Here is a 1,050-nt window from a genome sequence, read left to right as displayed (position 1 = left end):
GCTGCGGGCCTTGTTCGACAAGCTCGCCCGGCACGGTCCGCTGCTGGTCGTGGTGGACCAGCCGGCCACGATCGGGGCGTTGCCGGTCGCGGTCGCCCGCGCGACCGGGCACCAGGTGGCCTACCTGCCCGGCTTGGCGATGCGCCGCATCGCCGATCTCTACCCGGGCCGGGCGAAGACCGATGCCCGGGACGCGTTCGTCATCGCCGACGCCGCCCGCTCCCTGCCCCACACGCTGCGACCGGTCGACGTCGGCGACGAAGCCCTCGCGGAGCTGGAGGTGCTGGTCGGGTTCGACGACGACCTGGCCGGCGAAGCCACCCGACTCAGCAACCGGATCCGCGGCCTGCTCACCGGCATCCACCCCGCCCTCGAGCGGGCCATCGGCCCGCGGATCAGCCACCCCGCGGTGCTGGAAATCCTCTCCCGCTGCGGCGGCCCGGCCGGCATCACCAAGGCCGGGCGCCGCCAACTCACCGCGATCGCGAAGGTCCACGCGCCCCGCATGGGCGACAAACTCATCGACGCGATCATGACCGCCCTGGACGAGCAGACCGTCACCGTCCCGGGCACCGCCGCCGCAGACACCGTGCTCCCGCGACTGGCCGACAGCCTCAAAACCGTGCTCCAACAACGAAAGACCGTCGCCGAGCAGGTCGAGGGGATACTCGATGCGCACCCTCTTGCCGGGGTCCTGACCTCGATGCCCGGCATCGGCGTCAGGACCGCAGCCCGCATCCTCCTCGAGGTCGGCGACGCCTCCCACTTCGCCAGCTCCGCGCATCTGGCTGCTTATGCCGGCATCGCTCCGGTCACCCGCAGCTCCGGCACCAGCATCAAGGGCGAGCACCCGGCCCGGACCGGCAACCGCAAGCTCAAACGCGCGTTCTTCCTCGCCGCGTTCGCTGCCCTGCACGACCCCGCCAGCCGCACCTACTACGACCGCAAACGAGCCGAGGGCAAGAAACACAACGCCGCCCTCATCTGCCTGGCCCGCCGCCGCTGCGACGTCCTCTACGCAATGCTCCGCAACCGCACCCACTACCGCCA

Annotated in this window: 1 protein-coding gene; it reads left to right on the top strand. The window is 71.3% G+C overall.

What is annotated here, in order from left to right:
* Positions 1-1,050, top strand: a 1,050-nt coding sequence (locus tag AB0M56_RS50610) for an IS110 family transposase (RefSeq protein ID WP_364190877.1), incomplete at both ends; no start/stop codon positions are given.

It is taken from the genome of Amycolatopsis sp. NPDC051372 (assembly GCF_040682095.1).
GTDB lineage: Bacteria > Actinomycetota > Actinomycetes > Mycobacteriales > Pseudonocardiaceae > Amycolatopsis.
This window is presented reverse-complemented; position numbering and strand designations above follow the sequence as displayed.